Source organism: Canicola haemoglobinophilus (assembly GCF_002015075.1).
In the GTDB taxonomy this organism is placed as follows: domain Bacteria; phylum Pseudomonadota; class Gammaproteobacteria; order Enterobacterales; family Pasteurellaceae; genus Canicola; species Canicola haemoglobinophilus.
In genome coordinates this window covers 19,838-44,225 of the sequence record NZ_MUXZ01000042.1, presented here as the reverse complement: position 1 = coordinate 44,225, position 24,388 = coordinate 19,838, and the positions used below count along the sequence as shown (strand labels likewise).

At 37.1% G+C, this 24,388-nt stretch carries 24 protein-coding genes and 1 pseudogene; 11 read left to right on the top strand and 14 right to left on the bottom strand.

Annotation, left to right across the window (positions count from 1 at the left end):
• The 5 genes from slyD to pckA all read right to left on the bottom strand — a co-directional run.
• A partial coding sequence (slyD, locus tag B0186_RS10310) for a peptidylprolyl isomerase (protein ID WP_078219291.1) occupies positions 1-603 on the bottom strand: 603 nt, incomplete at its 3' end.
• A gap of 60 nt (positions 604-663) precedes the next feature.
• Positions 664-1,365: an SIMPL domain-containing protein gene (locus B0186_RS10305; RefSeq protein WP_078219290.1), complete on the bottom strand. Its 702-nt coding sequence runs from the start codon at positions 1,363-1,365 to the stop codon at positions 664-666.
• A gap of 95 nt (positions 1,366-1,460) precedes the next feature.
• The gene (gene rraB, locus B0186_RS10300) at positions 1,461-1,874 is read right to left on the bottom strand and encodes a ribonuclease E inhibitor RraB (protein ID WP_078219289.1); all 414 of its coding nucleotides are present in this window, start codon (positions 1,872-1,874) and stop codon (positions 1,461-1,463) included.
• 22 nt (positions 1,875-1,896) lie between these two features.
• Positions 1,897-2,379, bottom strand: coding sequence for a tRNA (uridine(34)/cytosine(34)/5-carboxymethylaminomethyluridine(34)-2'-O)-methyltransferase TrmL (trmL, locus tag B0186_RS10295; RefSeq protein WP_078219288.1), 483 nt, complete (start codon positions 2,377-2,379; stop codon positions 1,897-1,899).
• Positions 2,380-2,505: 126 nt separating this feature from the next.
• Positions 2,506-4,122, bottom strand: coding sequence for a phosphoenolpyruvate carboxykinase (ATP) (pckA, locus tag B0186_RS10290; RefSeq protein WP_078219287.1), 1,617 nt, complete (start codon positions 4,120-4,122; stop codon positions 2,506-2,508).
• A gap of 464 nt (positions 4,123-4,586) precedes the next feature.
• Here pckA and B0186_RS10285 point away from each other — a divergent pair, with 464 nt between their 5' ends.
• From B0186_RS10285 to B0186_RS10240, 10 genes are all read left to right on the top strand, one after another.
• Positions 4,587-5,732: a pyridoxal phosphate-dependent aminotransferase gene (locus B0186_RS10285; RefSeq protein ID WP_078219286.1), complete on the top strand. Its 1,146-nt coding sequence runs from the start codon at positions 4,587-4,589 to the stop codon at positions 5,730-5,732.
• 81 nt (positions 5,733-5,813) lie between these two features.
• A complete protein-coding gene (locus B0186_RS10280; protein ID WP_078219285.1) occupies positions 5,814-6,566 on the top strand; it encodes a DeoR/GlpR family DNA-binding transcription regulator in 753 nt (250 codons plus the stop codon).
• Between the two features lie 260 nt (positions 6,567-6,826).
• Positions 6,827-8,113 carry an L-fucose:H+ symporter permease gene (gene fucP / locus B0186_RS10275; RefSeq protein ID WP_078219284.1) on the top strand — a complete coding sequence of 429 codons (1,287 nt, stop codon included), beginning with the start codon at positions 6,827-6,829 and terminating at the stop codon, positions 8,111-8,113.
• 204 nt (positions 8,114-8,317) lie between these two features.
• Positions 8,318-10,084 (top strand): L-fucose isomerase, encoded by a 1,767-nt coding sequence (fucI, locus tag B0186_RS10270; RefSeq protein ID WP_078219283.1) that lies wholly within the window; start codon positions 8,318-8,320, stop codon positions 10,082-10,084.
• Between the two features lie 74 nt (positions 10,085-10,158).
• The gene (gene fucK, locus B0186_RS10265; protein WP_078219282.1) at positions 10,159-11,619 is read left to right on the top strand and encodes an L-fuculokinase; all 1,461 of its coding nucleotides are present in this window, start codon (positions 10,159-10,161) and stop codon (positions 11,617-11,619) included.
• Positions 11,613-12,047, top strand: a complete 435-nt coding sequence (gene fucU, locus B0186_RS10260) for an L-fucose mutarotase (protein ID WP_078219281.1) — start codon at positions 11,613-11,615, stop codon at positions 12,045-12,047. Before fucK ends, fucU begins: the two co-directional genes overlap by 7 nt.
• Before the next feature lie 13 nt (positions 12,048-12,060).
• Complete coding sequence (gene fucA, locus B0186_RS10255) at positions 12,061-12,708, top strand: L-fuculose-phosphate aldolase (protein ID WP_078219280.1); 648 nt, start codon at positions 12,061-12,063, stop codon at positions 12,706-12,708.
• Positions 12,709-12,733: 25 nt separating this feature from the next.
• Complete coding sequence (gene fucO, locus B0186_RS10250; RefSeq protein ID WP_078219279.1) at positions 12,734-13,885, top strand: lactaldehyde reductase; 1,152 nt, start codon at positions 12,734-12,736, stop codon at positions 13,883-13,885.
• A 221-nt stretch (positions 13,886-14,106) separates the two neighbouring features.
• Positions 14,107-15,435: an alpha-L-fucosidase gene (locus B0186_RS10245; RefSeq protein ID WP_078219278.1), complete on the top strand. Its 1,329-nt coding sequence runs from the start codon at positions 14,107-14,109 to the stop codon at positions 15,433-15,435.
• A 2-nt stretch (positions 15,436-15,437) separates the two neighbouring features.
• Positions 15,438-16,778: a PTS sugar transporter subunit IIC gene (locus B0186_RS10240; RefSeq protein WP_078219277.1), complete on the top strand. Its 1,341-nt coding sequence runs from the start codon at positions 15,438-15,440 to the stop codon at positions 16,776-16,778.
• A gap of 140 nt (positions 16,779-16,918) precedes the next feature.
• Here B0186_RS10240 and B0186_RS10235 read toward each other — a convergent pair whose 3' ends face one another.
• From B0186_RS10235 to B0186_RS10215, 5 genes are all read right to left on the bottom strand, one after another.
• On the bottom strand, positions 16,919-17,209 hold the full coding sequence (locus B0186_RS10235; RefSeq protein WP_078219276.1) for a DsrH/TusB family sulfur relay protein: 291 nt from the start codon (positions 17,207-17,209) through the stop codon (positions 16,919-16,921).
• A gap of 9 nt (positions 17,210-17,218) precedes the next feature.
• Positions 17,219-17,578 (bottom strand): sulfurtransferase complex subunit TusC, encoded by a 360-nt coding sequence (tusC, locus tag B0186_RS10230; RefSeq protein WP_172459662.1) that lies wholly within the window; start codon positions 17,576-17,578, stop codon positions 17,219-17,221.
• Positions 17,578-17,958 (bottom strand): sulfurtransferase complex subunit TusD, encoded by a 381-nt coding sequence (tusD, locus tag B0186_RS10225; protein WP_078219274.1) that lies wholly within the window; start codon positions 17,956-17,958, stop codon positions 17,578-17,580. Before tusD ends, tusC begins: the two co-directional genes overlap by 1 nt.
• Positions 17,958-18,626, bottom strand: a complete 669-nt coding sequence (locus tag B0186_RS10220; protein WP_078219273.1) for a helix-turn-helix transcriptional regulator — start codon at positions 18,624-18,626, stop codon at positions 17,958-17,960. Before B0186_RS10220 ends, tusD begins: the two co-directional genes overlap by 1 nt.
• Positions 18,627-18,694: 68 nt before the next feature.
• Entirely contained in the window at positions 18,695-19,381 is a 687-nt protein-coding gene (locus tag B0186_RS10215; protein ID WP_078219272.1) for an FKBP-type peptidyl-prolyl cis-trans isomerase, read from the bottom strand.
• A gap of 107 nt (positions 19,382-19,488) precedes the next feature.
• Between B0186_RS10215 and B0186_RS10210 the strand changes: the two genes are divergently transcribed.
• On the top strand, positions 19,489-19,710 hold the full coding sequence (locus B0186_RS10210; RefSeq protein WP_078219271.1) for a SlyX family protein: 222 nt from the start codon (positions 19,489-19,491) through the stop codon (positions 19,708-19,710).
• Between the two features lies 1 nt (position 19,711).
• On the opposite strand, the gene B0186_RS10205 is transcribed toward B0186_RS10210, so the two are convergent.
• The 4 genes and pseudogenes from B0186_RS10205 to ppx all read right to left on the bottom strand — a co-directional run.
• Positions 19,712-20,167, bottom strand: a complete 456-nt coding sequence (locus B0186_RS10205; RefSeq protein ID WP_078219270.1) for an NUDIX hydrolase — start codon at positions 20,165-20,167, stop codon at positions 19,712-19,714.
• Between the two features lie 2 nt (positions 20,168-20,169).
• Complete coding sequence (locus B0186_RS10200) at positions 20,170-20,862, bottom strand: rRNA large subunit pseudouridine synthase E (RefSeq protein WP_078219269.1); 693 nt, start codon at positions 20,860-20,862, stop codon at positions 20,170-20,172.
• A gap of 42 nt (positions 20,863-20,904) precedes the next feature.
• Positions 20,905-23,118 carry an NADP-dependent isocitrate dehydrogenase gene (locus B0186_RS10195; protein ID WP_078219268.1) on the bottom strand — a complete coding sequence of 738 codons (2,214 nt, stop codon included), beginning with the start codon at positions 23,116-23,118 and terminating at the stop codon, positions 20,905-20,907.
• Positions 23,119-23,243: 125 nt separating this feature from the next.
• Positions 23,244-24,386 (bottom strand): annotated as a pseudogene (gene ppx / locus B0186_RS10190) (exopolyphosphatase); the annotation flags it as partial.
• Positions 24,387-24,388: the final 2 nt, after the last annotated feature.

The window sequence follows — 24,388 nt, the reverse complement described above, 5'->3', positions numbered from 1 at the left end:
AGAATTTGGGATGGGGTCGCCACAGCCATGGTTTCCACAGCAACCATCATGCTCATGTTCTTCATGATGATGGTGGTGATGGTGCCCACAGCCGCAACCATGACCTTCTTCATCGCTGTCATGAGAGCAACAGCCGCCTTCTTGGTGGATATGTCCATGAGCAATTTCTTCTAAAGTCGCTTCACGAGTCGCAACAACTTCTACAGTAAAGAGTAATTCTTGACCTGCAAGCATATGGTTTCCATCAACAACAACATCATTTTCACCCACTTCAGTGATCACAACAGGTAATGGACCAATATCTGTATCAGCGATAAAACGCATACCAACAACAAGTTCATCAACGCCCATAAAAACATCTTTTGGCACGCGTTGTACCATATTTTCATTATATTCGCCGTAGCCTTCTTCTGGTTTTACACGAACTTCAAATTTATCGCCAACAGATTTGCCTTCTAGTGCATTTTCTAAACCGATAACAAGATTATTATGTCCTTGTAGGTATTCTAAAGGTTGATTTACTGGTGCCTCATCAACTAATACGCCATCTTCAGTACGAACTTGGTAAGCGATACTTACCACAACGTTTTTTTCTACTTTCATTTTTGTTCCTTTCATGATGTAAAAGTGCGGTCATTTTAGCCGAAATATTGGTTATTGTCATTAATCCTTGATGAGCTCAATTCTTGCATCAATTCTGGTTTTCACATTAGTTTTTCCGGTTTCTAATTGTGTGTAATCTGAGTCATTCATCTCTTTTGCATAGCTAGCAGCATACATTCTTGGTTGAGGCTGATACTGGCCTGAAATAGATTGTACATTGAGATCTACAATTTTATAACCTTTTGCTTGCAAGCCTGTTTGAATTAATTGTGCTTTATGCTCAAATTTTTTCAATGCACCTTTCAACATTTCATCTTCTAATGTCTGTAATTTTGCATTTGATAAATTAGAAGACACATTATCAATGGCTAAGATACCGCCTAATTCACTTAAAATTTTAGACAAAGCCTCTGTATCTTGGCTTTCTAAAACTAATTGAGCACGACTTATCCAACCGTTTTGTTTGCCATTATTTTTACCACTAGAACTATAACGAACATGGGTATTGCGTGAATTTTCTAGAATATTAACCGCACTTTGTTTATTTACAATTTTTAATGCTTGATTAATTTTTTCATTAATTGTTTTATTTAGCGTAGCTAAATTTTCATGTTCCATTTGTGTAAAGAGCATGATCTGTAAGACATCACGTTGCACTTCTTGCGTAATCTCTGTGGAAAAGCTAATAATATTCGTTGTATCCGTACTCATTGCGCTTAAAGGTAATGCGCATAATGCTAAAGTTAGGTGTTTTAGTTTCATGGTTATCCTTAAGTATTGATAAAAAAGTCGCTCATTAGGCATATTCTTGTGAAAAGAGTTCCTTAAAGTGCGGTATGAATTACACCAATTTTTTATTATTCTTCATCTAGCTCTTCATCATCGAAGAATTCTCCGTCTTCGCCATATTCATCTTCTGTTGCATTTGGATCTTCAAAGTAAGTGCCCCAACCATCATAAATACCGCCAAATTTGTTGATAAGTGGTAAGAGTTCTTTTTGTTGTGCATCAATAGTTTCAGCTTTTAAATTCACTTCACTGATAATGTCAAAACAGAAAATTGCTTTGCCATTTTCATCTTCAAACTCTTCTGCTTCGGAAACTTCGTAGCCTGCTTTGAATGCATCAACTGCGATTTTTTCTAACTTATCAAAATCATAATGGGCAACATGATGTTCAATAATATACAACGCATCAGGATCGCTACCATCATTGAGTAAATCCGTAATAATTTCTCTCGTTTCTGTTTGGAATTCTGCAAATTCAGTCATGTTTTTCTCCTTTTATATTTATTTAGGGGTTGGCTTGTAAGTTAATTGCGCCAGTATAATTTAATTGTCGCCATGCTTCATATACGGTAACAGCAACAGAATTAGATAAATTCATGCTACGACTGTTTTCTGTCATGGGAATTCGAATTTTTTGTGCTGCAGGTAATGTATCTAAAATTGACATTGGAATCCCTCGCGTTTCGGGACCAAACATCAGATAATCGCCTAATTCAAATTGAACTTGGCTATGGGCTGGTGTGCCTTTCGTCGTCAGTGCAAAAAGGCGTTTTGGCTGTTCTGTTTTGAGAAAATCATCAAAAGTTTTATGTTTTTTTATTTCCGCAAACTCATGGTAATCCAAGCCTGAGCGGCGTAATTTTTTATCATCCCAAGTAAATCCCAATGGTTCAATCAAATGCAACCGAAAGCCTGTATTGGCACATAAGCGAATAATATTTCCCGTATTTTGTGGGATTTCTGGTTCATATAAAACGATGTCTAACATAATAAAATCCTAGTCAAATTTTCGTGCTGAATTGTACTCCTTTATGCCCTAATCGTAAAATCATTATATTAGCCAAAAAAAAGAGCGGAATTAAACCGCTCTTTATCGTCAATAAATACTTTTTGATTATGCTTTAGGACCTGCTGCGATTAACGCTTTTCCTTCTTCGTTTGTTGCATATTTTTCAAAGTTTTTCACGAAACGACCTGCAAGATCTTCCGCTTTTGCTTGCCATTGTGCTTTGTCTGCATAAGTATCACGAGGATCTAAGATTGCAGGATCAACACCTGGTAATGCTTTTGGAATTGCTAAATCGAAGATTGGTAATGAACCCATTTCTGCATTTTCAATTGAACCATCTAAGATTGCATCGATAATACCACGAGTATCTTTGATTGAAATACGTTTACCAGTACCGTTCCAACCTGTATTGACTAAGTATGCTTCAGCACCTGCTGCTTCCATACGTTTTACTAATACTTCAGCGTATTGAGTTGGGTGTAAGCTTAAGAATGCTGCACCAAAACATGCTGAGAATGTTGGAGTTGGTTCAGTAATACCACGCTCAGTACCAGCTAATTTCGCAGTGAAACCAGATAAGAAGTAGTATTTAGTTTGTTCTGGTGTTAATTTTGAAACTGGAGGTAATACGCCAAATGCATCTGCTGTTAAGAAGATAACTTTTGTTGCATGTCCCGCTTTTGATACTGGTTTAACAATGTTGTCAATGTGGTAAATAGGATAAGATACACGAGTATTTTCTGTTTTTGAACCATCATCATAGTCAACAGAACCATCAGCACGAACAACAACGTTTTCTAACAATGCATCACGTTTAATTGCACGATAAATATCTGGCTCACTTTCTGCAGAAAGTTTGATAGTTTTCGCATAGCAACCACCTTCGTAGTTGAATACACCATCATCATCCCAACCGTGCTCGTCATCACCAATTAATTGACGTTTTGGATCAGTTGAAAGTGTTGTTTTACCTGTACCTGATAAACCGAAGAATACAGCTACATCACCCTCTTTACCTACGTTTGCAGAGCAGTGCATTGATGCGATGCCTCTTAATGGTAAGAAGTAGTTCATCATTGAGAACATACCTTTTTTCATCTCACCACCGTACCAAGTACCACCGATTAATTGAACACCTTCAGTGATGTTAAAGGCAACGAAGTTTTCTGAGTTTAATCCTTGTTCTTTCCAGTTTGGATTAGTTACTTTAGAACCATTCATTACTGTGAAATCTGGTTTGAAGTTTTTTAATTCTTCATCTGATGGACGAATAAACATGTTTTTCACGAAATGTGCTTGCCATGCTACTTCAGTCACAATACGAACCGCTAAACGTGTATCAGGGTTTGCACCACAAAATGCATCAACAACAAATAAACGTTTACCAGAAAGTTGTTTAGTTACTAACTCTTTTAAGCTTTGCCAAGTTGCTTGGTTCATTGGTTTATTGTCATTTTTCGCAGCATCGCTTGTCCACCATACAGTGTCTTTGGTTTTTTCATCTAAAACAATGTATTTATCTTTTGGTGAGCGACCTGTGAAAATACCAGTATCTACTGCAACTGCACCTGAAGTTGTAACAACACCTTTTTCAAAGCCTTCTAAACCAGGTTTAGTTTCTTCTTCAAAAAGAAGTTCATAGCTAGGATTATGAACAATCTCTTTGACGTCATAGATACCTAGTTCACCTAATTCAGCAATTACTTTATTTAAATCAGTCATAAAACACCTCTATTAAAAGTTAAATTTAAAAGTTAATCATTTAGTGGTAGGTATTATAGTGAAGATGAAAAATAAAAAATGTTATCTTGATCTCAAAATTGAAAAATAAATGGTTTATGAGGGAAAATTAAATAGTTTTTATGATTTAAATCAAATCACTGATATTGACTTCATTTAATTGATTTGTTTATTAAAAAATATTTAACAGTATATCAACAAAATTAGTGGATTTATTTATCCTAGTGTTCAAATTTACCTTAAATGCTTTGTAAGCAGCCATAAATTCATATTCAATTTTGCAAGGGAATGCGTGTACTCAGTAGTAATTTGAATTTGCTCAGACTTCGCATTATGGAAAAATAAATAAAAATTTATTTGCAAATAAATCCTTTTCTGTTAAATTGAATTTAAATTCATTTTTAATGAATAAAAATTCATTTATTTGTGCAGTTAAGGAGAACAATATGCAACGCAGACAACTTTTTCAATTAGCCGGTGGAGCAGTAATTAGTACCGCACTTTTTTCCTTTGCCAATAAGATTGAGGCGACAGGAATAAAGAATAATGTACTTTCAACGCCACTCAAATTAAATTTCAATGAAAACTCTCTTGGTATGTCGCCTAAGGCAAAACAAGCGATTATAGATCGTTTAGATATTGGCTTTCGTTATCCAGATGATCAGCGTGAGGAACTGATTAGCTTAATTGCTAAAAGTTTCAGCTTAAATAAGGAACAAGTTTCATTGGGTAATGGTTCTTCGGAAAATATCCAAGCCATTATTCAAGCATTAGTTGCTCAAGCTCAAAAAAGTGCGGTACCAATTCAAGTAGTTGTGCCAGATCCTACTTTCAATTATGCGGAGATTTATGCCGAGTCCATTGGTGTGTCTGTGGTAAAAGTTCCTGTGATGGATGATTTTGCTTTTGATATTGATAAATTAAAGCAAGCAGCTGAAAGTTTTAAAGGGAATACCATTTTTTATCTATGCAACCCAAATAATCCAACAGCGATGATTACACCTGCAACAGATTTATTTAGTTGGATCAAAAATGCCCCTAAAAATCACTTTTTTATCTTAGATGAGGCTTATGCTGAATTTGTACAAAATCCACAGTTTAAAAGTGGCGTTGAATTAATTAAACAAGGGCAAACAAATGTTGCGGTTGTACGTACATTTTCAAAATTATATGGGTTGGCTGGTTATCGGATCGGTTATTTACTTGGTGTGCCAGAAATCGTGAAACTGGCGGAAAGCTATATGTCATTTGATAACACAAATCTTGCTGGAGCAGTGGCGGCAATCGCCTCATTAAATGATCCGAAATTTGCACAACTTAGTCTTGCGAGCATAGAAGCTTCTCGTCAAATTGTACAAAAGGCACTTACTGAACTCGGTCTGAAATTTGTGCAATCAAATGGGAATTTTATATTTCATCAAATCAAAGGTGATGTAAAAACTTACCAGCAAAGAATGAAAGAATATGATGTTTATGTGGGAAGAGCCTTTCCGCCAATTGAAAGTTGGAATAGGCTAACTCTGGGCACTCCAGAGGAGATGCAACATTTCATTACAATTCTAAAATTATTTAGAGAAAAAGGTTGGGTTTAAAATTATGCAGTGTATCAGTTGATTTTATTATTGATTAGCATGTAATCTGTTGTGACTGGTTTGACTGTTTGGAGAGAGGAAATGTCATCAAGAGAAGCGCTGATTTTACAATTAGTGAATTCATCTGGGAAAGTGAATGTAAATGAGCTTGCCCTGCAATTTGGAGTTTCAGTAGAAACAATTCGCCGAGATTTAACCGCACTTGGTAAAAAAGGCTTAATTCATCGTGTACATGGTGGTGCTGTTAGCCATAAGGCGAAGGATATAGGTAGCTCTTTCCAAAGTCGTCAACGTTTTAATGGAGATAAAAAACATTTGATTGCAGCCTCTGCGATTGAATATGTTTTTGAAGGCGCCGTGATTGGTTTAGATGCTAGCTCAACGAGCTGGCATTTTGCACAAATGATCCCAGATATTCCTTGCACAGTCGTGACTAATTCTATGCACAATATTACCGCACTTGTGAATAAACCCAACATTAAAACCATTGCAACGGGAGGCGTTTATTCCGTCAAGTATGATGCATTTTATGGACCTCTATCTGAACAGTTATTGCAACGCTTACATATTGATATAGGTATTTTTTCTTGTACAGGAATTGATAGCAGTGGTGGTGTTTGGGAGTCAAATGAACTTAATGCCTCAATTAAGCGTAAGTTAATGGATGCTTGTGACAAGAAATTTCTATTGTTAGATAGCTCTAAGTTTGAGCGTAGAAATCTAATTCGTTTAACAGATTTATCACAAATAGATATTTTATTTACTGATCAAACACCAAATCCTACCTTAGCATCATATTGTCAAAAATCTGATGTTTTAATCACCATTATTTAAGTCTTCTTGGTCTAGAGAATATTACTTATTTGCCCGAGTTATGAAATTATTGATCTAATTCGGGCATTTGATTTCGATCTTTTTAAGTCTTTTTCGTGATCAATTTCACAGAATTTTAACTAAATCCACAAATTTCTTATTGTTTTTTTTTCTTTCGTTTTTAATGGTTGCAAACATTCTTTTAAAAAATGATGAAAGCGCGCAGCATGATTTTATGAGAATGTAATCCTTGAAATTATTCTTGTTATAAGGAGAAACCGATGACAGCTAAAACTCTTGAAAAACAATTTATTGTTCCCTTTGTCTTAATTACTAGTTTGTTTGCCCTATGGGGATTTGCAAATGATATTACCAATCCAATGGTAGCCGTTTTCCAAACAGTAATGGAAATTCCAGCATCAGAAGCTGCCCTTGTTCAATTCGCCTTTTATGGTGGTTATGGAACAATGGCAATTCCTGCCGCACTTTTCGTAAGCAGATTTAACTATAAATCTGGTGTGTTACTAGGTTTAGCACTTTATGCCGTGGGGGCATTCTTATTCTATCCAGCGGCTTTATATGAAGAATTTACTTTCTTCTTGCTTTCACTTTACATTCTGACTTTTGGTCTAGCGTTTTTAGAAACTACCGCTAACCCATATATTCTTTCTATGGGTGATCAACAAACCGCAACTCGCCGTTTGAATTTAGCGCAATCTTTTAACCCTCTAGGCTCTATCACAGGTATGTTTGTGGCATCACAAGTTGTATTAACCAGCTTAGAATCAGAAAAACGTGATGCGGCAGGCAACCTGATTTTTAATACCTTATCAGCTGCTGAGAAAGCCGTTGTACGTACTCACGATTTAGAGATTATTCGTAATCCATACTTAGCTGTTGGTGGTGTTGTTTTAATCATTATGTTAGTGATTGGTCTATACAAAATGCCTATTACTAAAATGGAAGAACAAGGTCGAATTGCTTTCAAAGATGCATTCTCTCGCTTAATCAAAAATGAAAAATATCGTGAAGGTGTGATTGCACAAGTCTTCTATGTTGGTGTGCAAATTATGTGCTGGACCTTCATTATTCAATATGCTGAGCGTTTAGGATTTACCAAAGCTGAAGCACAAAACTTCAATATCATTGCAATGACAATTTTCGTGACAAGCCGTTTTATCAGCACCAGTATCATGAAATATTTGAAAGCTGAATTGATGTTATGTTTATTTGGTATCGGCGGTTTCCTAAGTATTCTAGGTGTAATCTTTATCGATGGTGTATTAGGCTTATATTGCTTAATTCTAACCTCTGGCTTTATGTCACTCATGTTCCCAACTATCTACGGTATTGCATTATATGGTTTAAAAGAAGAAGCAAGTCTTGGTGCTGCTGGTTTAGTGATGGCAATTGTGGGCGGTGCATTAATGCCACCTCTACAAGGTATCATCATTGATAAAGGTGAAATTTTAGGTATGCCAGCAGTAAATGTATCTTTCGTTCTACCATTAATCTGCTTTGTTCCAATTGCTATCTATGGCTATAGAAGCTGGAAAGTATTGAAATAACCAAATGCCCGAGTTATTGCTCAATGCCCGAATTTAGCCTTGTAGATTAATATTCGGGCAGAAAAAGAGCTCAGAATTTAATAAAAAATAAGCTTTTTTGTGAGTTATCTCACGAAAATCGCACAAATTACACAAAAAACTATTTTCTATAAGTTTTTTGCGAAACAATAAATCTAACCTTAATCATCAAGAAGGAATAAGAAAATGACACAATTAAAATCAACTCCAGTAAAAATCGGTATTCGCCCAACTATTGATGGTCGTCGTATGGGGGTTCGTGAATCTTTAGAAGATCAAACCATGAATATGGCAAAATCTGTTGCTCAATTAATTGAATCTGAAATACGTCACACAAATGGTCAATTTGTAGAATGTGTGATTGCAGATACTACAATTGGTGGTGTAGCGGAAGCAGCAGCATGTGCTGAGAAATTTAAACGTGAAAATGTTGGTGTGGTAATTACAGTAACACCTTGCTGGTGCTATGGTTCAGAAACCATTGATATGGATCCTCATATGCCAAAAGCAATTTGGGGTTTCAATGGTACAGAACGTCCAGGTGCGGTGTATTTAGCAGCAGCTCTTGCAGGACACAGCCAAATGGGATTACCAGCATTCTCTATTTATGGTACTGAAGTTCAAGAATCATCAGATACAACTATTCCAGCAGATGTTAAAGAAAAACTATTACGCTTTGCTCGTGCTGGTCTTGCAGTAGCAACGTTACGTGGAAAATCATACTTATCTATTGGTTCTGTTTCTATGGGTATTGCTGGTTCTATCGTTAATCAAGCATTCTTCCAAGAATACTTAGATATGCGTAATGAATATGTAGATATGACTGAAATTAAACGTCGTTTAGATCGCAAAATCTATGATGAAGAAGAAGTTAAATTAGCAATGGAATGGGTAAAACAATACTGTAAAGAAGGTATTGATGTAAACGCTGAAGAAAATCAACGTAGTCCTGAAGAACGTGCGCAACTTTGGGAAGATGTTGTAAAAATGACTATTATTAGCCGTGATCTAATGGTAGGTAACCCACGTTTAGCAGAGCTTGGTTATGTAGAAGAATCAATGGGTCACAATGCGATTGGTGCAGGTTTCCAAGGTCAACGTCATTGGACAGATCATTTACCAAATGGCGACTTCATGGAAGCTATGTTGAACTCAACTTATGACTGGAATGGCGTGCGTCCTCCTTACATTTTAGCGACTGAAAATGACTCATTAAATGGCGTAAATATGCTCTTCGGTAACCTATTAACTGGTCAGGCACAAATTTTTGCTGATGTGCGTACTTACTGGAGTGAGGATTCAGTTGAACGTGTAACAGGCTGGCGTCCAGAAAGTGGATTTATCCATTTAGTTAACTCAGGTTCTGCGGCATTAGACGGTACAGGTCAACATACAGATCAAAATGGAGCACCAGTAATTAAACCAGCTTGGGAAGTTACAGAAGAAGATGGCAAACGTTGCTTAGAAAATACTCGCTGGTGCCCAGCGGTACACGAATACTTCAGAGGGGGCGGTTTATCATCTCAATTCCTAACTAAAGGCGGTATGCCATTTACTATGCACAGAATTAACTTAGTGAAAGGTATTGGACCTGTGTTACAAATCGCTGAAGGTTGGTCTATCGAGTTACCAGAAAATGTACATGATATTTTAAATAAACGTACAAATGAAACATGGCCAACAACTTGGTTTGTGCCACGCTTAACAGGTACAGGTGCATTTACTGATGTGTATTCCGTAATGGCAAACTGGGGCGCAAACCACTGTGTTGCAACTTATGGACATGTTGGTGCGGACTTAATCACTCTTGCTTCAATGCTACGTATTCCAGTATGTATGCACAACGTTGAAGACAAAGATATCTTCCGCCCAAGTGCTTGGAATGCCTTCGGTCAAGATAAAGAAGGTCAAGATTATCGTGCTTGTGCGAACTTTGGTCCTTTATATCGTTAATTTCCTCGGAAAGATTGGGGGGATGAAACTCCCCCCTTATTTAAGCAATAAATGCATGATTTTATGGAGTTATTATGGCAATCGCATTGATTTTTGATTGTGGGGCAACAAATTTACGCACTATTGCAATGAATGAAGAAGGTAAAATCGTTGCATCACATCATATTCCTAATAACACTCAAGCTGATCCTGAAAATACTGATTATCACATTTGGGATATCGAAGAAATTTGGCAAAAACTCACTTCTTGCGCAGAAAAAACTATTGCAAATTTACGCCAACAACAAATTGATCTCGCCGAAATTAAAGGTATTGGAGTAACAACTTTTGGTGTTGATGGCGCGCCTTTTGATAAAAGTGGAAAACAAATTTTTCCAATCATTTCTTGGAAATGTCCACGCACTTTACCTGTGATGGAAAAACTTCATCAATATTTGGATGTGGAAAAACTCTATCAACGTAACGGCATTGGACAATACAGTTTTAATACATTATTTAAATTATTATGGTTAAAAGAGAATAAACCTGATGTCTTCGCTAAGATGGATAAATGGGTTTTTATCTCCTCTATATTAAGTCAGCGTTTGACGGGGCAATTTAGTACAGATCGTACTATGGCTGGAACCTCAATGATGACAAATATTGAAAATGACTCTTGGGACAAAGAAGTTTTAGATTTACTCGGATTAAGTGAACAGCATTTTCCTCCAATGAAAAGTGCGGGTGAAAAAGTAGGAGATTTATTACCTGAGCTAGCAGAACGTTTTGGCTTAGCAAAAAATATTCCTGTACTTTCCTGTGGACATGACACTCAATTTGCCATTTTTGGCTCTGGCGCTGGATATAACCAACCTGTTTTAAGTTCAGGAACTTGGGAAATTTTAATGGCAAGAACACAACAAGCTCAAGCACAATGGCAATATGTTAAAGATGGTTTAACCATTGAATTTGATAGCCTTGCAGGCTCTTTTAATCCAGGTGTGCAATGGGTTAGTTCAGGTGTGATTGAATGGTTAGGGAAACAATTCTTTGCTGATGTAGCGAATACTGACCAATATTATAAAACCATGATTGCTGAAGGCGAGGCTGTGCCTGCTGGTGCTAACGCGGTAAAACTGGTGGGAAATTTTGACGGCACAACAGATCAAACGGGCGAAATCAAAGGTCTATCAATGCATACAAAACGTGGCGAAATTTATCGTGCAGGTTTGGAATATATGGCTTATCGCTTAAAAGCCGGTTTGAATGTATTGCAAAAAGTTGGACAGTTTAATGCGGAAAGTCTGATTTGTGTTGGTGGTGGCTCTAAAAATAAACTTTGGAATCAAATTCGAGCAGATGTTTTAGGTTGTCCTATCGATGTTGTTGATATGGCAGAAAGTACTGTGTTAGGTGCGGCTATGTTTACCTTAACTGGTGCTGGCGTTTTTGCTAATGTCGAAGATGCACAACAAAAAATGAAACCTGCCTTCCAGCGAGTTGAGCCTTCAGAAAATGTGAATTTTTATCAAAAACTTCAGGGGGATATATGTTAAAAGGAATTCATCCAGCAATTTCACCAGATTTATTAAAAACCCTAGCAGAAATGGGGCATGGAGATGAGTTAGTTCTATCTGATGCACATTTCCCAGCGCATCAATTACACCATAAAGTGATTCGTGCCGATGGTATAGGCGTTGATACTTTATTGAAAGGCATTAGCCCTTTATTCGAGTTTGATGCTTATGTTGATGCACCATTAATTATGATGCAAGCAGTCGCTGGGGATAGCTTGGATCCAAGCGTAGAGCAACGTTATCTCGACGCAATTAAAAGTGCGGTTGGAAATGTGCCTAATTTAGAAAGAATTGAGCGTTTTGCTTTTTATGACAGAGCAAAACAGGCTTACGCAGTCGTTATTACGGGTGAAACTGCAAAATACGGCAATATTATTATTAAAAAAGGTGTTACACCTGTGAAATAAAAGGACAATGAAAATGAATAGACAACAACTTTCAAGAAAAATTATCGATACTTGTTTAGAAATGACAAGACTTGGTTTAAACCAAGGAACCGCAGGTAATGTCAGTGTGAGATATAAAGACGGTATGTTAATTACTCCAACAGGCACACCTTATGAATTACTAACAGAAGACAATATTGTTTATGTTGATAACAATGGTAAACATGAAGAAGGTAAATTACCTTCTAGTGAATGGCATTTCCACTTAGCTGTTTATCAAGCTCGTTCAGATGTTGATGCCGTTGTACATAATCACTCTATTAACTGTGCGGCAGTCTCTATTTTAGAAAAACCAATTCCTCCGTTCCATTACATGATTGCTGTGGGTGGCACAGATCACATTCCTTGTATTCCTTATGCAACTTTTGGTACTCATAAACTAGCAGAGTACGTAAAAGAGGGTATTAAAGAAAGTAAAGCGATCTTATTAGCACACCATGGTTTAATTGCAGCTGAACAAAACCTTGATAAAGCATTATGGCTTGCGCATGAAGTTGAAGTATTAGCACAATGGTATATGAAACTTTTAGCTACAGGTTTAGAAATTCCATTATTAAATCAAGAAGAAATGGCTGTTGTATTAGAGAAATTTAAATCTTATGGATTACGGATTGAAGAATAATTTGTAATTTACAGAGGACAATATTATGGCAAATCGTATCATTCTTAATGAAACTAGTTATCATGGAAAAGGCGCAATTGAACATATTGTGCCAGAAATCCAAACTAGAGGATTTAAAAAAGTCTTAGTAGTGACAGATCATGATCTTGTGAAATTTCATGTCGCAGAAAAAGTCACCAAACTATTGGACGATGCAGGCATTGCTTATGCACTTTTTGATGAAGTGAAAGCAAATCCAAGTGTAGATGTTATTAAACGAGGTGTCGCAAAATTCAAAGAAATTGGCGCTGATTGTTTAGTAGCAATTGGTGGTGGTTCTCCAATTGATAGTGCAAAAGCTATCGGTATCATCATTAATAACCCTGAGTTTAGTGATGTGTTATCGCTAGAAGGCGTTGCTCCAACAAGAAATAAATGTGTGCCTATCATCGCTGTGGCAACAACAGCAGGAACAGCAGCAGAAGTAACAATCAATTACGTTATTACTGACGAGGAGAAAAAACGTAAATTTGTTTGTGTTGATGTGCATGATATTCCAGTAGTGGCAGTGGTAGATCCCGATATGATGTCTAGTATGCCTAGAGGCTTAACCGCTGCAACAGGTATGGACGCATTAACTCATGCAATTGAAGGCTATATCACTAAAGCAGCTTGGGAATTAACAGATGCCTTACATTTGAAAGCGATCCAATTGATTTCACGTTCTTTACGCTTAGCAGTAGAAAATGATCCAAAAGGCCGTGAAGAAATGGCTCTTGGACAATATGTGGCTGGAATGGGATTTTCTAATGTTGGATTAGGTGTTGTACATAGTATGGCTCATCCTTTATCAGCATACTACGATACGCCACATGGTATTGCTAATGCGGTTTTATTACCTTATGTAATGGAATTTAATAAAGATTACACAGGTGAAAAATATCGTGAAATTGCAAGAGCAATGGGTGTCAAAAATGTTGATGAAATGTCACAGGAAGAATATAGAAATGCGGCGGTTAATGCAGTTAAGCAACTTGCTAAAGACGTAGGCATTCCAGAAAAACTTTCTGAGATTGGCGTGAAAGAAGAAGATTTACCAGCGCTTTCTGTTGATGCATTAAATGACGTTTGTACTGGTGGTAACCCGCGTGATTGCACTGCTGATGAAATCTTAGAAGTATATAAAACAGCTTTTTAGTTTCTGAAACCAATTAGCTAAATAAACAACATTGCCCGATTTTTTATTTTAATGGAAAAATCGGGCATTATTTTTTTTACTAAAAAATTTATTCCTGTGATCTTCTTCACGATTTTTTTATAGAAAAATAAAAATGCTTGGTGAGATCAGTTTTAACGACAAAAATAGCGTTTAACAATACTTTAACTTTATAGAAAAATTTAATTATCAAGGAGTGATTTATGAAAGTAAAACGTTATTACGCTGATTGGGAATCGATCAAAACCCATGAAGTTCCTCAGTGGTATGAAGATGCGAAACTCGGCATATTTATTCATTGGGGGATTTACTCTGTTCCCGCTTTTGCCCCTCCTACTTGTCAATTGGGTGAAATTGATATTGATGAACAATGGTTCTGCAATAACCCTTATGCAGAATGGTATTTCAACTCTATCAACGTAAAAACAGGCCCTACTTATGAACATCATGTGAAAACTTACGGTGAAGATTTTAAATATGAACAATTTTTACCACAGTGGAAAGCTGAAAAATGGCAACCTGATACTTGGGCTGAATTATTTGCCCAAGCTGGCGCAAAATATGTTGTGCTGACAACAAAACATCACGATGGATTTTGTTTATTCCCTAGTAAACACACGGATTACCATTGCTTAAATCAAGGGCCTAAAAGAGATTTAATGGGCGAGCTGACAGAGCAAGTTCGTGCTAAAGGATTAAGAATGGGTGCCTATTATTCGGGTATTATTGATTGGACGTTCTCTCCAGCGCCAATTTTTACCGAAAGCCAAAACTTTTCTAGCCCAAGTCCAACTTATGAATATGCAGATTATGCTTATAAACAAGTTATTGAGCTTATTGATAAATATAAACCAGATGTACTTTGGAATGATATTGGTTGGCCAAAAGCAGGCGAACACATGTTGCCACATTTATTTGCCCATTATTACAACTCTGTTACTGAAGGTGTGGTGGACGACCGTTGGAATAAGCTATGGTGTGACTTCACCTCAAAAGAATATAAGCACGGTGTCGCTTCAAGAGATAAAAAATGGGAAATGTGTCGTGGCATGGGGCTATCTTTTGGTTATAACCAAGTGGAAGATGAAAGCCATCTTATTTCTATCAAAGATCTGATTACATTATTAGTCGAAACAGTGGCTGATAACGGTAACTTATTATTGAATATAGGTCCAAAAGCAGATGGTTCTATTCCGCAAGAACAAGTGGATCGCTTGATTGCATTAGGCAAATGGTTAAGTGTGAATGGCGAAGGGATTTACAGTTCTCGTTGCAGCAAATTCCCAACACAAAAAGTGGATCACTTGACCTATTACCATACAAAAGTGCGGTCTGATTTATATCTATTTATTGATGGTTTACATGAAGGCGAAAATCGCATTCCTCTTTCTTTATTTGGTGAATTAAGTGCGCTCAATCCAAATGTAGATTTTGTCGTAGAAAATAGTAATAAAGGTCGTGAATTGGTAATCAAAAATTATCAGCCAGACTGGTATGTTTTAGGCTTTAAAATTCATAATGGGGAGGCTTAATTATGTCTATTTCCGCTCGTTTTATTGATTTCATGAATACCCATGTTGCACCAGTAGCAAGACGCATGGAAAACCAACCGCACATTTCGGCTATTCGTGATGGATTTATCGTTGTACTACCTTTCTTAATTGTGGGTAGTTTTATTATGATTTTGCTTATTCCGCCTTTTGATGAGAACACAACAAATTCCTTTGGTCAGGCTTGGTGGAGTTTTTCTCATTGGGCTAGTGGTTATGGCTGGCGTTTCTTCCAAATGTCCTTTAATGCTATATCCCTGCTTACCTCAGCGAGTATTGCCTATAACTTAGCGAAGGCTTACAAACGTGAACCATTGCCAGCCGCCTTTTTATCTGTGATGTCATTTTTATTGGTAGCAGCACCGGTTGATAATGGCGCAATGGATATTAAATTCTTCGGTGGTATTGGTCTATTCTCCGCAATTTTTATTGCTATTTATACCGTAGAGTTAACACGTTTATTAGAATTCTTAAATATTCGTATTCGCCTACCAAAAGAAGTACCTCATGCAGTAGCTGAATCCTTGAATATTGTTATTCCAATTTTAGCGGTATTACTCACACTATATCCTTTCGCTCTTTATATTGAACATTCAACAGGTGTTACTATTCCACAATTGATTATGGATTTTATGGCGCCTTTAATTAAAGTAAGTGATAGTTTAGGGGCGATTTGTCTATTTGTGTTTGCCACACATTTATTGTGGTTCTTAGGTATTAATGGTTCCCTTGTGTTAATGCAATTATGGACACCATTCTTATTACAAAATATGGCAGCTAACTTAGCTGCATTCCAAGCAGGAGAGCCATTACCTTATATCGTTACCAACTCCTTCTGGGATTTCTACATCGTGCATGGTGCATCTGGTGGGGTGATAGCGCTTGCATTTTTATTGGTAAGAAGTAAGTCCGCACATTTACGCTCTATCGGTAAAATTGGCTTGGTTCCTTCATTCTTCTCAATCGGTGAGCCGATTGTGTATGGTGTGCCATTAGTGGTTAATCCATTATTCTTTATTCCACTTATTTTTGCACCGATGGCAAATGCAATCATTGCTTATTTGCTCCTCGATTTTAATCTTATTCACCGGATTTACTTAATGGCCCCTTGGACAACACCTGCTCCAATAGGTGCTTACCTTGTATCTGCCGCAGATATTTGGGCGCCCGTATTGAGTGTGAGCTTGATTGTGCTTGATATCATTATCTATTATCCATTCTTCAAAATGTATGAGAAAGTTTGTTTAGAAAAAGAACAATCTCAAACCTTAACAGAAGAAGAAAAAGAAATGTTGATGGCAAAAGCGAGAGAGGCTGCGAAGTAAGAACTTCTCTAAAATCAACCGCACTTGAATATTTAAGTGTTGTATGAGATAAGTTTTTTAACAAGTTTTATCTTGATTTTTAGATAAACAATAGAAAAAGAGATAGCAAAAGCGCCATGTTTATCACATGGCGTTTTTTGTTACAAAGCAAATTGTGGATGAAATTGGGTTGTCACATTGACTAGTTCTTGCAGAGAAATTAGCTGTGAATTGGCAAGGGTTGAGGCTAGTTTCTCCGTTAAATTTCTCGCTTCTACATCTATCTGTAATAGCATCACAGGTACATTTAGATTGTTAAAAAGTTGAGGGTGTTTTAAGGGTAATAAAACCGCATCTTGCCAGAGAACTAAGGCATCTTGTGAAGTGATTTGATTTAAATAGCCAGCTAATTCCTCTGTGTTATAGGTCGATTGGGAAAAAGTGTAGAGCATGTCCTGATCCTAAAAAGTCAAAATTTTTTCTGCTTGATTGAGTTTTTGCATCAATAAAGTGCGGTCAATTTTTTCGCCAGAAATAATCAAGTCTTCATTGGTTAATTGATATTTTTCACAAGATTGCTGACAAATATAGCGTTGCTCAATGTCATATAGATCCAATAATTTAAAGGTTGGAATAAAATCTTTTTGCAAGATCATTGCAGGTTGCTGCTGAGTAAGTAAGTTTAGAACGCCATCTTCAAGAAAGAAAACTGCAATTTCATCTTCATTACAAAATGCGGTTGCTGCTAGTAAAGCATCCAGTCCTTCACGGCTGCTGCTTGTGCCATGTGGTGCTTGGCGAAAAACAAAAGCGAGTTTTATCATATCGTTATCAACCTATCTGCTTGTAATACCGCTTTATTGAATTCTCCCAATCCTGCCAAAATAAAGCCTTCTGCTAAATTATGTTGTTGTTTGTTGTTGGAGCTTAATGGTTCAACAACACCACGTCGCTGCGCTGCTGCAATGCAAAGATGCAAAGGAATAGAGAATTGTTGGCTCAATTGTTGCCAAGCTTTTTGTAAATGAAATTCATCATTGGCAGGATTAACAAAGGCATTGCCTAAAGTAACGCCTTGCTGGAAAAAAAAGATTTGTTCAATTTGATGACCCTGAGCCAATAAAGTTTGGGCAAATTGATAAGCTAAATAGGCGCCTTGTGTTCCATAAATCCCTTGTTTTACAGCCAAAACATAACGCATTATTCCATTCCTTGTTCTTGTTTGAGTTGGCGAATGTAAAGGTAAACAGTATGACGAGAAATATTTAAGCGCTCTGCCACTAAATTGATCGCATCTTTAATATCAAAAATCCCTTTTTCATATAAGGAAAGGACAATTTGACGATTTTTGTTGTTATTTGCAACCAATCTGTCTGTGGTAATTTCTTCGATAGTTTGTTCAATGGTTTGTGCAACAAGTTCTTCTACGGAGCTGGCAAAATTGACCGCTGAAGTTTCTTCTTCTGCAGGTGTAGGCATCAATGATTGAATAAATTGTGATACAGGAATATCTAAATTGATATTGATGCACAGTAAACCGATGATACGTTGATGACTGTTGCGGATAGCAATGGTCACAGATTTCATTAAACCTTTGCTTTTAGCGCGAGTGAAATAAGGCTTAGATACACTCTCCGTTTGCATATTGTGCAAAGATTTTAAGGCAAAATCAGTAATCGGCGAACCTACTTGGCGATTGGTATTGTGTCCGTTGGCAATACAAATCGCAGAATGTTCGAGGTCTTCTAAGGAATGTAAGACAATTTCGCAGTGTTCGCCAATTAACGCACTTACCCCCTCAACGACTGCAATATAAGAGTTGAGGATCGTGTAATCTTCGTTAGTGAAAGGGCGTTTATCTGATAACATGCTTGATTTCCTTTATTTTTTTACCGCACTTTTCTGTTAATTTGGCAAAAGTGCGGTGGTATTTTATGTTATTTTTCAGGTGTTACATCGAGAACTTCAACTTCAAAATATAAGGTTGCATTTGGTGGAATTAAGCCTACGCCGTTTTCGCCATAAGCTAAATTAGCAGGAATAACTAACTCAATTTTTCCGCCTTTTTTAACTAACTGTAAACCTTCTGTCCAACTAGGAATAACTTGATTTAATTTGAATTCTGCTGGTTGTCCACGTTGTACGGAACTATCGAAAACTTCGCCGTTAGTTAATTTACCAGTGTAATGCACTTTAACTAAATCTGTTGCTTGAATGTTTTGACCTTCTCCAGTTTTTTCGATGCGATATAACAAGCCACTTTCAGTTTTTTTCACATTCGTTTTTTTAGCAAATTCTGCAGTAAATTTTTCATTTTCAGCTTTGGTTTTAGCTGTTTGTGCGCTATGAACTTTATCCGCTAATTTTTGCAACGTTTCTTTTGCTTTTTCATCGGTTAAGGTGCTTTTATTGGCTAGAACATCTTTAATGCCAGCTAACACTTTCTCCTGGTTATAATTCACCACATCTTTATGATCTTCACGAATCCCTTTGAATTGTTGTCCCATAAGATAGCCGAAAGTATAAGAAACCTCGTCATCAAACTGTTTATCAGCCAAAACTGCCTGAGAAACTACCGCACTTGTCAGCAATGCCATTACAGAAAGTTTTTTAATTTTTAACATTTTTATTGATCCTTTATAATAAAAATAGAAAGATTAAACAAAATGTTGAATAGATTAAATTGTCTAGTTCAAATTCACAATCATTATTTTAAAATTAGAGAGAATTTATGCCGAAAACTATCGAATTAGAACAACGTATTGCAGAATTAGAAATGAAAATTGCTTTTCAAGAAAATACCATAGAAGAATTAAATCAAGCACTGGTTGAACAGCAATTTGCTTTAGATAAAATCCAACTGCAATTACGTTATATGGCGAATAAGTTAAAAGATATGCAGCCCTCTAATATTGCCAGTCAAGCAGAAGAAACGCCACCACCACATTATTAACTTATTGAAATTGTTCAAGAATATCTATTGGATAAGTTTTGCCTGATAAATAATCTTCCACTGCTTGTAATACTAAAGGATTGCGAGCAGCTTGCCCTTCTTGCTGAATATAATGATGAAATTCCTCTAAACTTAGCCAACGTCCACCTGCAATATCTGGATCTGAAGGTTTGATTTCAGCCCAATCGTCTAATTCAACGGCAAAGACAAAGCGTAAATAATCTACTTTTGAGCGAGGTGCGTGCCATTGGTAAATTTTCAGCAAATGTTGCATTTCCGCTTGAATACCCGTTTCTTCAAACAATTCTCGTTGTGCACCTTGTAAGATAGTTTCATTTTGTTCTAAATGTCCGGCAGGTTGATTAAGTGTCATTTTGCCGTATTCAAATTCTTCTACAAACAAGAATTTGCCTTTGCAATGCACGACACATGCCATTGTAATATTAGGTTTATGCATAGTTAGATACTCATCTTGGTTAATTGATATAAATGTTGTAACTCTTCCGAACTCAGTTCACGAAATTCCCCGTTGGCCAAATTATCCAAAGTCAGATTAGCCGTTTTGTAACGAATTAAACGCAAGGTAGGAAAGCCTATGTGGGCTGTCATGCGCCGTACTTGACGATTACGCCCTTCGCTAATTTTAATTTCAAGCCAACTTGTTGGTATCGTTTTGCGCTCACGAATTGGCGGATTGCGTTGCCAAATAATTGGCTCTGAAATTAACCGCACTTTTGCAGGCTTAGTTAAGCCATCTTTTAGTTCAACACCTTTTCTTAGTTGCATTAGATCTGTTTCAGTAGGAATTCCTTCCACTTGTACCCAATAGGTTTTTTCCATTTTAAATTTGGGATCTGTAAGCCGATGTTGCAGTTCGCCATTATTAGTCAGCAACAATAATCCTTCACTATCTCGATCTAAACGCCCAACAGGGTAAATGTGCGGTATGTTGATGAAATCTTTCAACGTTGCTCTGCCTTGCTCATCAGTGAACTGGGTCAGAACATCAAAAGGTTTGTTGAATATAATCACTTTGGTTTGTGCAAAGCTCAGTTGCAATTTTTGTGGGCGATTTGGCACCGCACTTTTCACTGTGGATTTTTTAGCATAAGTGTTTCTTTGCTTTTGTCGTGGAAATGTTGTTTTGTACATAAGAATAAAAACAGGGCAAGCATTCACTTGCCCTTGGTTTGATTAAATTTGCGCTAAAATATTGTTCAATGTTATTGAAGGGCGCATAGCTTGTGAGGTCGCCTGAAAATCAGGATGATAATAACCTTGAATTTGTTGTGGCGCACCTTGTGCTGCCAGTAATTCTTGGTTAATTTGTTGCTCATTTTCTTGTAAGGCTTGGGCAATTGGAGCAAATTTCTCTTTGAGTTGCGTATCTTTACTTTGCTCCGCTAAGGCTTTTGCCCAATACATAGCTAAATAAAAATGTGAGCCTCTATTATCAATGGTGCCCAATTTACGTCCTGGCGATTTATTGTTATCCAAGAAGAGCGCATTTGCCTGATCTAAGGTTTCAGCCAGAATTTGTGCTTTGGCATTATTTTGTGTTTGTGCAAGATGCTCTAAGGAGGCTTGCAGCGCTAAAAACTCGCCTAAAGAGTCCCAACGTAAATAGCCTTCTTCAATAAATTGTTCAATATGTTTTGGTGCCGAACCGCCTGCGCCCGTTTCAAATAAGCCACCACCATTCATCAATGGCACAATAGAAAGCATTTTGGCGGAAGTGCCTAATTCTAAAATTGGGAATAAGTCAGTGAGGTAATCACGCAATACATTTCCCGTAGCGGAAATAGTATCTAAACCTTGACGAATACGAGCTAATGAGAATTTACATGCCTCAATTGGCGATAAAATTTGAATATTTAAATTGGTGGTATCAAATTCTGTCAAATAAGACCGCACTTTTTCGATAATTTCACGATCATGAGCACGATTTTCATCTAACCAAAATACCACTGGCGTATTGCTAATTTTGGAGCGATTAACCGCGAGTTTCACCCAATCTTTGATTGGCGCATCTTTGGTTTGGCACATACGGAAAATATCGCCTTTCTCTACTTTTTGCGCTAAATATACTTCGCCATTTTCGTTGACCACACGAATGGTGCCTTGATCTTCTGCTTGGAAAGTTTTGTCATGTGAGCCATATTCTTCGGCTTTTTGTGCCATTAATCCCACATTGGATACAGATCCCATAGTGCTCGGATTAAAAGCCCCATGCTGTTTACAATCTTCAATGACCGCACTATAAACACTGGCATAACAACGATCTGGAATGAGCGCTAAAGTATCTTGTAATTCGCCTTTTTTATTCCACATTTTGCCAGAACTACGAATCATCGCAGGCATTGACGCATCAACAATCACATCCGAAGGAACGTGTAAATTGGTAATACCTTTATCGGAATTGACCATAGCAATATCAGGTCCTTGTGCTATTGCTTGCTCAATTGCTGCTTTGATTTCGTTTTCCAACTCATGCCCAGCGATTTTGTTATAAAGTTCGCCTAAACCGTTGTTTGCATTAATGCCAAGTTGCGCAAACACATCTTTATATTGAGCAAACACATCTGCGAAATAGACAGACACAATTGCACCAAAAATGATCGGATCAGACACTTTCATCATGGTTGCTTTGAGGTGCGTAGAAAATAAGGTTCCTTCGGTTTTGGCTTGCGTTTTTGCTTGTGCTACCAAGTCTTTTAAGGCTTGTAAGCTCATCACCGAGGCATCAATCACTTCGCCCGCTTTCAATGGCGCAAAAGGTTTTAAGATTTTTATTTCGCCATTGCTTGCCACAAATTCTATTTGAAATTGACCCGCACTTTTTACTGTGACAGATTTTTCCGTGCCATAAAAATCCCCTTGTTGCATACTAACAACTTGCGTTTTTGACTGTGCAGACCAAACGCCCATAGAGTGCGGATTTTTCTGTGCATAATTTTTTACCGCTCTTGGTGCGCGGCGATCTGAATTACCTTCACGCAATACAGGATTTACTGCTGAACCTAATACTTTGGTATAAGCGGCTTTGATTTGTTTTTCTTCTTCTGTTTTAGCTTCGGTTGGATAGTCTGGAATAGCAAATCCTTGTTGTTGAAGTTCTTTAATGGCTGCATTAAGTTGAGGAATTGAGGCAGAAATATTAGGTAATTTAATAATATTGGCTTCTGGTTTAGTCGCTAATTCCCCTAATTCCGCAAGGGAATCGGGGATTTTTTGCTCTTCTTTAAGATAAGCCGATAAATTGGCTAGAATTCGCCCCGCAAGCGAAATATCTTTGGTTTCCACATCAATATTTGCAACAGTAGTAAAGGCTTGCACAATTGGCAGAAATGAATAAGTCGCTAACATAGGCGCTTCATCAGTGAGTGTATAAGTGATCTTTGCTGACATAGGCTTGTTCCTGTATAAATATGAATTGATTAATTGGAATGAATTCGCCCTTGGTGATTTCAGAGCGTTCTAAGCATAACAAAAAAATAACAATAATGTTGTTTTATAGGTAAAATTTTTTCTTAATCATGCAGCCTTGCAGCCCATAACAAAATATCTTGCATTTCCGTTTTTAACTCTGTCTGTTGCCAACAATGATATTGCTCACTGAGCAATAAGGCACTTTGATAGGTGCGTTCTGCTTGTGCAAGATCGATATTAAATTGTTGCATAATGCCAAGTGCGGTGCGCTGACGAATATCTTTGACTTGGAAATCTTTGTCCAAGCTATAAATAATCCCTTCACGCAATGCGCCGTCCGAATAGCGCATTTCTGTAATGGCAAAAGTTTCAAAAAGTGCGGTCAAAATCGCTAATCCCGGAACAAACACATCAATTCGATCTTCATTAAGTCCATTGATATGCAATTTATTGAAATGATTAGCTTTTAAAACTTGCTTGGTCAGTTCATTTAGATGTGCCAAGTTAATAATGCCATTTTGATTATAATTAATACTAATCACTTGATGCACTGTTTTGATGGTACCTGAAGAACCTAAAACACAATCCCAATTTAAATCAAGGTAAGGTTTAGCAAGATCTTCAATGCGTTGTTTTGCTGTTTGTTTGGCTAGTAGGAAGTTATCTCGGGATATTTTGCCATTTGGGAAGAATTGTTTAGCAAAACTGACACAGCCCATGCTACGACTATGAGCGATTAACGGAATAAAATCATCGCCAATAATCATTTCTGTTGAGCCACCGCCAATATCAATGACAAATTTTCTGCCATTTTCTGGCTGAGTATGAGAAACGCCAGAATAAATGGTTTTTGCCTCTGTTTCGCCGCTAATGATATTAATTGGATAAGGGAATACTTCAGCTGCTTGTTGCAAAAATTCTGCATTATTGACCGCACTTCGCAATGTGTAAGTCCCAACTACATTCACATTTTTGGGATCAAAACCTTGCAGGCGCTCAGCAAAAAGCGCAAGGCAATTTACGCCTCTCGTAATTGCAGCTTGGTTCAGAATATTATTTTCATCTAACCCTTCGGCTAATTGTACTTTTTGTTTTAGGCGAGATAAAACTTGAATAGAACCGTTAATGATACGCGCAATAATCATGTGAAAGCTATTGGAACCTAAATCAATAGCAGCGATTTCCCTCGCTTCACCACGATGTTGTGCAAGTGCGGTTGCTTTTTGTAATAAATTTTCGTTGTTCATGG

Excerpts from the sequence above, each read along its gene's own strand:
- B0186_RS10215 (WP_078219272.1), bottom strand. The coding sequence starts at position 19,381 with ATGTTAAAAATTAAAAAACTTTCTGTAATGGCATTGCTGACAAGTGCG.
- B0186_RS10210 (WP_078219271.1), top strand. The coding sequence starts at position 19,489 with ATGCCGAAAACTATCGAATTAGAACAACGTATTGCAGAATTAGAAATG.
- B0186_RS10195 (WP_078219268.1), bottom strand. The coding sequence starts at position 23,118 with ATGTCAGCAAAGATCACTTATACACTCACTGATGAAGCGCCTATGTTA.
- rraB (WP_078219289.1), bottom strand. The coding sequence starts at position 1,874 with ATGACTGAATTTGCAGAATTCCAAACAGAAACGAGAGAAATTATTACG.
- fucO (WP_078219279.1), top strand. The coding sequence starts at position 12,734 with ATGGCAAATCGTATCATTCTTAATGAAACTAGTTATCATGGAAAAGGC.
- B0186_RS10205 (WP_078219270.1), bottom strand. The coding sequence starts at position 20,167 with ATGCATAAACCTAATATTACAATGGCATGTGTCGTGCATTGCAAAGGC.
- B0186_RS10220 (WP_078219273.1), bottom strand. The coding sequence starts at position 18,626 with ATGTTATCAGATAAACGCCCTTTCACTAACGAAGATTACACGATCCTC.
- B0186_RS10235 (WP_078219276.1), bottom strand. The coding sequence starts at position 17,209 with ATGCTCTACACTTTTTCCCAATCGACCTATAACACAGAGGAATTAGCT.
- fucP (WP_078219284.1), top strand. The coding sequence starts at position 6,827 with ATGACAGCTAAAACTCTTGAAAAACAATTTATTGTTCCCTTTGTCTTA.
- fucU (WP_078219281.1), top strand. The coding sequence starts at position 11,613 with ATGTTAAAAGGAATTCATCCAGCAATTTCACCAGATTTATTAAAAACC.
- fucK (WP_078219282.1), top strand. The coding sequence starts at position 10,159 with ATGGCAATCGCATTGATTTTTGATTGTGGGGCAACAAATTTACGCACT.
- B0186_RS10280 (WP_078219285.1), top strand. The coding sequence starts at position 5,814 with ATGTCATCAAGAGAAGCGCTGATTTTACAATTAGTGAATTCATCTGGG.
- fucI (WP_078219283.1), top strand. The coding sequence starts at position 8,318 with ATGACACAATTAAAATCAACTCCAGTAAAAATCGGTATTCGCCCAACT.
- pckA (WP_078219287.1), bottom strand. The coding sequence starts at position 4,122 with ATGACTGATTTAAATAAAGTAATTGCTGAATTAGGTGAACTAGGTATC.
- tusD (WP_078219274.1), bottom strand. The coding sequence starts at position 17,958 with ATGCGTTATGTTTTGGCTGTAAAACAAGGGATTTATGGAACACAAGGC.
- B0186_RS10285 (WP_078219286.1), top strand. The coding sequence starts at position 4,587 with ATGCAACGCAGACAACTTTTTCAATTAGCCGGTGGAGCAGTAATTAGT.
- B0186_RS10200 (WP_078219269.1), bottom strand. The coding sequence starts at position 20,862 with ATGTACAAAACAACATTTCCACGACAAAAGCAAAGAAACACTTATGCT.
- trmL (WP_078219288.1), bottom strand. The coding sequence starts at position 2,379 with ATGTTAGACATCGTTTTATATGAACCAGAAATCCCACAAAATACGGGA.
- B0186_RS10305 (WP_078219290.1), bottom strand. The coding sequence starts at position 1,365 with ATGAAACTAAAACACCTAACTTTAGCATTATGCGCATTACCTTTAAGC.
- B0186_RS10245 (WP_078219278.1), top strand. The coding sequence starts at position 14,107 with ATGAAAGTAAAACGTTATTACGCTGATTGGGAATCGATCAAAACCCAT.
- fucA (WP_078219280.1), top strand. The coding sequence starts at position 12,061 with ATGAATAGACAACAACTTTCAAGAAAAATTATCGATACTTGTTTAGAA.
- B0186_RS10240 (WP_078219277.1), top strand. The coding sequence starts at position 15,438 with ATGTCTATTTCCGCTCGTTTTATTGATTTCATGAATACCCATGTTGCA.